Annotated in this window: 6 protein-coding genes; all 6 read left to right on the top strand. The window is 49.8% G+C overall.

Features of this window, described 5'->3' with window-relative positions:
- The first annotated feature begins 228 nt into the window (after nucleotides 1-228).
- Genes LJE94_09440 through LJE94_09465 form a run of 6 tightly spaced genes read left to right on the top strand, consistent with a single transcriptional unit; the run spans nucleotide 229 to nucleotide 6697 of the window.
- Nucleotides 229-804 (top strand): ArsR family transcriptional regulator, encoded by a 576-nt coding sequence (locus LJE94_09440; GenBank protein MCG6910329.1) that lies wholly within the window; start codon nucleotides 229-231, stop codon nucleotides 802-804.
- Nucleotides 794-2377: a Gfo/Idh/MocA family oxidoreductase gene (locus LJE94_09445; GenBank protein MCG6910330.1), complete on the top strand. Its 1584-nt coding sequence runs from the start codon at nucleotides 794-796 to the stop codon at nucleotides 2375-2377. Before LJE94_09440 ends, LJE94_09445 begins: the two co-directional genes overlap by 11 nt.
- Before the next feature lie 13 nt (nucleotides 2378-2390).
- Nucleotides 2391-3590, top strand: a complete 1200-nt coding sequence (locus LJE94_09450; protein MCG6910331.1) for a DegT/DnrJ/EryC1/StrS family aminotransferase — start codon at nucleotides 2391-2393, stop codon at nucleotides 3588-3590.
- A gap of 1 nt (nucleotide 3591) precedes the next feature.
- Complete coding sequence (locus tag LJE94_09455) at nucleotides 3592-4773, top strand: glycosyltransferase (protein ID MCG6910332.1); 1182 nt, start codon at nucleotides 3592-3594, stop codon at nucleotides 4771-4773.
- Entirely contained in the window at nucleotides 4751-5677 is a 927-nt protein-coding gene (locus LJE94_09460) for a flippase-like domain-containing protein (protein MCG6910333.1), read from the top strand. Before LJE94_09455 ends, LJE94_09460 begins: the two co-directional genes overlap by 23 nt.
- 6 nt (nucleotides 5678-5683) lie before the next feature.
- On the top strand, nucleotides 5684-6697 hold the full coding sequence (locus LJE94_09465; GenBank protein ID MCG6910334.1) for a GNAT family N-acetyltransferase: 1014 nt from the start codon (nucleotides 5684-5686) through the stop codon (nucleotides 6695-6697).
- The last annotated feature ends 106 nt before the right edge of the window (nucleotides 6698-6803 follow it).

The following is a 6803-nucleotide window of genomic DNA, read 5'->3' on the forward strand; positions in this document are numbered from 1 at the left end:
ACAGGACAGGCATATGCAGGGAGAATGTCACCTTTTTCCATCTGTTCAACCTAGTTACACAAGCATTTCAGTGTATACAAGCAACGATCGATTGTCAACGCATGACCGCAAGATTATCAAATTGTCATGTTGGGGAGCAGGATTTCAATGCGTGATTAAACAACTTGACAACCTTGCCCTAAAAATATTATATGAGTAAATATTTTGCTCATAAAGGAGTAATTTTTATTGAACGATCTTTTCACGGGACTGATCACATCCAAAACCCGAATCAAGCTGTTGGTCCGTTTTTTTTTCAATCCGACGGTCAAGTCCTATCTACGCGAATTGGCAAATGAATTCGATGTCTCCACCAATGCCGTTCGCGGGGAGCTTAGCCAACTGACAAAAACGGAACTGTTGATTTCGAAAAAAAGTGGAAGATTGGTGTATTACAAAGCAAACGTTGACCATCCGCTTTTTGCCGACCTCAAATCCATGGTGAGCAAGGCTATCGGTGTTGATACCATTATCGACAGCATCGTCCGCCGGCTGGGGGAGTTGGATCGAGCCTATCTGCTGGACGATTACGCGGAGGGCAAAGATACCGGCATTATCGATTTGCTGCTTGTCGGCAATATCGACCCCTATCACCTGAATGACTTGAGTAGAAAAACTGAACGATATATCAACCGAAAAATCCGTTCGCTCGTCATAACCAAAGACGAATACCGTACCATTCGACCAACAATCGAAAAAAAACCGCATTTGCTTATCTGGGAAAAAAATTATCAAAGGAATTCCAGTGGAAACAGTGAATTATAGAAATCTTCGGGTAGCCGTTGCCGGTTCGGGTTATTGGGGAAAAAATTTAGTCAGGAACTTTTACGAACTGGGTGTCCTTAAGCTGATTTGCGACAAAAACGAAGCCCTGCTGGACGAATACAATGATCGCCTTCAAGGTGTCGATACCTGTATCGCCTTTCACGATGTCATCACCCGGCATGACATAGACGGAATCGTCATTGCCACCCCTGCGGAAACGCACTACCGGCTGGCAAGGGAAGCGCTGCTATCGAAAAAACACGTATATGTAGAAAAACCGCTTGTATTGGCCGAAGAACAGGCTGAAGAACTGATCCATCTCGCCGAACAGTACGATCTCACCCTGATGGTCGGACACCTGCTGCAATACCACCCTGCCTTCATTTATCTCAAGGAAATCATTGCAAAGGGTGAGCTTGGAAGAATCAACTACATCTATTCCCACCGGCTGAACCTTGGAAAAATACGGAAAGAGGAAAACATCCTATGGTCATTTGCCCCTCACGATATATCCATGATTCTAGGCATCGCCGGCGAGGAGCCCGAAATGGTGATCGCCACGGGCGGCAATTACCTGCATAACAAGATAGCGGATGTCACTACCACGCACCTCGCTTTCCCGTCCGGGCTCAAGGCCCATATTTTTGTCTCCTGGCTGCACCCTTTTAAAGAACAGAAGCTCGTAGTCGTCGGAGACAAAAAAATGGCCGTTTTCGACGACACACGCGAGTGGGAAGAGAAGCTCCTGCTCTATCCCCACAGCATCCGGTGGCAAAACAACATTCCCGTACCGGACAAGAAAGAACCGGAACGAGCGCCCATCAACCCGCTGGAACCGTTACAGGAAGCGTGCAAACAGTTTTTAGAGAGCATTTCCGGCGGGAAGGCACCGGTAACCGATGGCCACGAAGGTTTGCGGGTACTGCGGGTCCTCGAAAGAAGCCAGCAATCGTTGGACGACAATTATCGGAAAGTCGATGAAAAGAGAAACGCTTTCGACTCCGGCACAGTTGATTATTATGCACATCAAACGGCCGTAATCGATCCCGGCTGCCACATCGGCAGCGGCACAAAAATCTGGCATTTTTCGCATGTTCTGAGCAATTCAACCATCGGCAGAAATGTCACTATCGGCCAGAACGTCATGATCGGACCGGATGTGTCCGTCGGGCACAACTGCAAGATCCAGAACAACGTTTCCATTTACAAGGGGGTGACGCTTGAAGAGGGTGTTTTCTGCGGCCCCAGTATGGTTTTCACGAATATCTACAACCCCCGTGCGGAATTAAGCAAAATGGACCAGGTCAGGCCCACCCTGGTGAGGAGAGGCGCGACGCTGGGTGCCAATGCCACCATCGTGTGCGGCACCACCCTGGGTGCCTACTGTTTTGTGGGGGCCGGTGCCCTGGTCAATCGCAACCTTCCGGACCACGCGCTGGCCGTCGGCAACCCGGCCAAGCAGATTGGGTGGGTGTGCCGGTGCGGCGAACGCCTGACCGACCAGCTTGATTGCATGGTCTGCGGGACGCAATACGAAGCATGCAGGTCAGGAATTTCCCCCAAAGGCGTTTAGTGAGGATCACACCATGACAGAACTTCCGGCAATTGCAGGAGGGACACCGGTAAGAAAGCAGTATCTCATTTTCGGCAACCCGTTGATCGAACAGCCGGAAATTGAAGACGTTATCGATTCTCTCGAATCGGGGTGGCTGGGAACGGGCCCCAAGGTTAAGCGTTTCGAAGATGCATTTAGAGACTATATCGGAACGACCCAAGCGATAGCTGTAAACTCATGCACGGCGGCCCTCCACTTGTCGCTGCTGACGATCGGCGTCCTTCCCGGCGACGAGGTCATCACCACACCAATGACCTTCACCGCCACGGCGGCCTCTATTATTCATGCGGGCGCAACGCCTGTATTTGTCGACGTCGACTTGAAAAGCATGAATATGTCTCCGGATATGATTGAATCCGCAATAACGGAGAGAACCAAAGCCATACTGCCGGTTCATTTTGCAGGTTTTCCGTGCGATATGGACAGGATACTGGCGTTGTCCCGACGATTCGGCTTGAAAATTGTAGAAGACGCCGCCCACGCCGTAGAATCAGTCGCCCATGGCAGAAAAGTTGGCAACATCGGTGACTTAACATGTTTCAGTTTTTATTCGACCAAAAATATTGTTACCGGTGAAGGCGGCATGATTACAACCAACGACAAGGACTATATGAAAAACATAAAGATGCTGGCATTGCATGGAATGACAACGGATGCCTGGCACCGCTTCAAAGACAAAGGGTTTAAGCACTATCAGGTGGTACATCCCGGATTCAAATACAACATGATGGACTTGCAAGCAGCCATCGGGTATCACCAACTGCAGCGAATCGAAAAATACGCTGCCCGGCGCAAAGAGATATGGAACCGATACAACGATGTCTTTAAAGAATATCCATTTATCACTCCGTCCGACCCGCCAATGGAGGGCGACCGGCATGCCAGGCACCTGTATACCCTGCTCTTGAAATCGGAAGAGCTGAAAATCGACCGGGATCGATTCATGGAAGCGTTGCATAAGGAAAATATCGGCACCGGTGTTCATTACGTTGCGCTTCATCTTCACCCTTTTTACGGCGAAAAATACCAGTTGACCCGCGGCGCCTTCCCAAATGCGGAATATATTTCCGACAGAACGCTATCGCTGCCGCTGTCTCCCAAGCTAAGCGATGCGGACGTCGAGGATGTCATAACGGCCGTGTGCCGCATTGCCGACTATTATGCCCAATAAAATGAATTTGTTATTGATTACCAGTTCCTATCCTGACCCTCAAGCGACGACACACAGCGGCGGCGGCGTGTTTGTCGAGCATTTCGCCCGCGAGTTGGCCAAAGGTGAGCATGTGGTCGTATTAACCCAACAGGTCGGCAGGAAAAATGTGGCCGGTGCCGGCCGGTCCGGCCTGGAAATCATCAGGTTCCCGTGGAACGGCCGGGGCAAGCCGCTGTCAAACCTCAAGCTGCCTCGAGACTTTCGCTTGATCGCATCTGTCATGTGCAACGGCTTTCTCGCATCTCTGAAAGCGGCAAAAAAGCATGAAATCGATCATACCCTGGCCATTTGGGCCCTCCCCTCGGGCATATGGGCGCTTGGCCTCAAATTGATTATGGGGATTCCTTACGCCACCTGGTCCCTGGGTTCCGACATTTGGAATTATAAAGGCAACTTTTTTTCGAGAATGCTGCTTCGAATCATTCTTCATGAAGCGGACAAATGCTATGCCGATGGCTATCAACTGAAATCAGATGTCGAATCGATCGCCCGGAAAAGATGCAAATTCCTATCGACTTCCCGGTACCTCCCCGACAAAATCGAAAAAAAGGCCTGCGTCAAACCCGACAGAAAAAACTACCTGTTTATCGGGAGATACCATCCGAACAAGGGGCCGGATGTTCTGTTGAAGGCGATTGCGAAACTTTCACCGGTGCATGACAACGATGTTCACTTTCATCTTTTCGGCGAGGGGTATCTGAAACCCGAATTGGAAGATTTCATAGAAAAGAATCAACTCGAGGATATCGTTTCCCTGAACGGCTATATCGAGGAGCGCCTGGCCGTCGCTTACCTGACCGCTTGCGACGCCCTGATCATTCCTTCACGGATAGAATCTATTCCGGTCGTGCTTTCCGATGCCCTCAAAACCGGTTCAAAAATCATTGCCACGGATGTCGGCGACATGGGGTACCTCTTGAAAAAATTCCGCGCCGGCGTTGTCGTCCCCCCTCAATCCCCTGAGAAACTGGCCGACGTTATCGAAAACGAGCTAGCCCATGAGACAGATCCTTTCGCCGAAGGCAGAAAGGCATTGCTGGACCTGTTCGACATAAGCAATACGGTCCGGGCCTTTGTATCGGATCTCGATTCCACAAGCGATCCAGCAGATAGCGGGGGTGGATTTGAACAGTCCCATTAAGAAAACAACCGCTCTCATTCTGCTTGTAATCTTTGCCTGGTGGACCGTCCGATACGTGAACCATCACCTTCATGAATTTTCGGTTATCACGCAGGTACCGCTGTCAATCTTGTGTATACTTTTCCTGTTGTTTATCGGAATAATCGCATCAAACGGAATCACCATAAAATATATCCTGTCGGCTTTTGGAATCCACATCGGACTGAAAGAATTTTTTTCACTGTCCGCCGTTTCCTCTTTGACGAACTATGTAACCATCTTCCGGGGGGGAGCAGGCGTCCGGGCGCTATACCTCAAATCCGCATATAAGCTGGCTTTCTCCGATTTCCTGAGCACGCTCAGTGTAATGTATCTCATCCATTTCCTGGTCAACAGTATATTCGGACTGATCGGCATGTGCCTCCTCAACCTGGCGGAGGTGCCCTTCAACCGCCCGTTGGCCGCCTTATTCGCTTTGCTGTTAATCTTTTCTGCGATCGGGGTTTTCATCAATGTACGCTTGCCTGAATTCAGAATATTTCCACTCAGCGTCATAAGCCGCATCATCAACAATTGGAGCCTGGTACGAAAAGACAGAAGCCTTTTGCTTAAATTGATTGCCAACAACACGGCTTACGCCATACTCGTCGTTCTGCAAACCAAAGTCGCTTTTGTAAATTACGACGTAAACATCTCCTGGGGCTCGGCCATGATCTTTTCAGCAGCCAAATGTCTGGCCCTTCTGCTCACCATAACACCGGGTTCCATCGGTATTGTCGAATGGCTGAGTGTCTATTTGGGAGAATTCCTGGGTTATTCCGGCAGTGGGGCGCTTATGGCGCAGACGTTGATGCGGGTCGTATCGATCGCAACGCTGGCATTAATATTTCCCTTTGCCAGCCGCCACCTCAGCAGGAAAGTCTGAAGCAATATGAATGAATGGAAAATCAAGAGGATAAACGCAGATGTACATACATGGAAAAAACTTATCGCCGGACATCCCCACCTAACCTTTCACAAACCACTGTGGGCGCGGGTAACGCAGGACGGTCTGGGCAGCGAGAACTGCTGCCTCATTTTCGAAAAAAACGGCAAGGTCATGGGGGGAATGCTCGGCTTTGTCAAACAGGTATTATGGGCTAAATTTCTTTATTTCAATCTTCCTTACGGCGGGGTGATCGGCGAAACACCGGATGGTGCAGAATTCGATCGGCTCTTATGTGCATTTGCACTCGAAGAACATATCACCCGGATTCGGATTGTGGACAGCCCCCTGTTGCCGCCGACCCCAGAGGGCGGCTTTCACCTTATCAGGACGCAGACGCATATTCTCGGCATAAAAGGGAAAACATCCGATCGAATTTTGAGCGATTTTCATCCTGGCATCCGGCGCAACATAAAAAAGGCCGTCAAAAGCGGAATCGTCGTGGAAGCGGCTGAAAAAAGGCAAGATGCAAACGCCTTTTACGCCCTTTATCTGGAATCGATGCAACGCAACGAAGCGGTCCCCAAATACGGGCGCAGCTTCGTCGACGCAGTGTTCGAACACATAATTAAGGCCGGTCAGGGGACCCTGCTGCTCGCCAAAATGAAAGAGAAACCCATAGCGGGGGTGCTGCTTGTCGATTCTGAAAACATGACCCATTACCTGATGGGCGGCTCCAGAACAAGCTGTCTGCGGTATAGGCCGAATGACCTCCTTTTTTTTGAAGCTATAAAAAGAGCCGCAAACGGGGGAAGTGACTATTTCGATTTTTTGCCGTCAGGCGTAAACGATCATAACTTGATGCGTTTTAAAACGAAATGGGGTGCCGCGCCCTATCCCGTCCACACATTGGAAAGGATTGTTCAGCCCACCCGGATGAAATTCTGGGATTGCGCTTATCGCCTGGGCCAAACCAAGGCGGCCCGTCGCCTAATACAACGGTATCGAAACCGAAAATAAATGTGGGTAAACATCTTGTAACGTCTTTTGACTATGGATATTTTAAACTCAGAAACATTACCGGGGAAAATGCTGTCGATAAGCATTGGCTCTTTTTCGCACTTCA

Source organism: Deltaproteobacteria bacterium (assembly GCA_022340465.1).
GTDB lineage: Bacteria > Desulfobacterota > Desulfobacteria > Desulfobacterales > B30-G6 > JAJDNW01.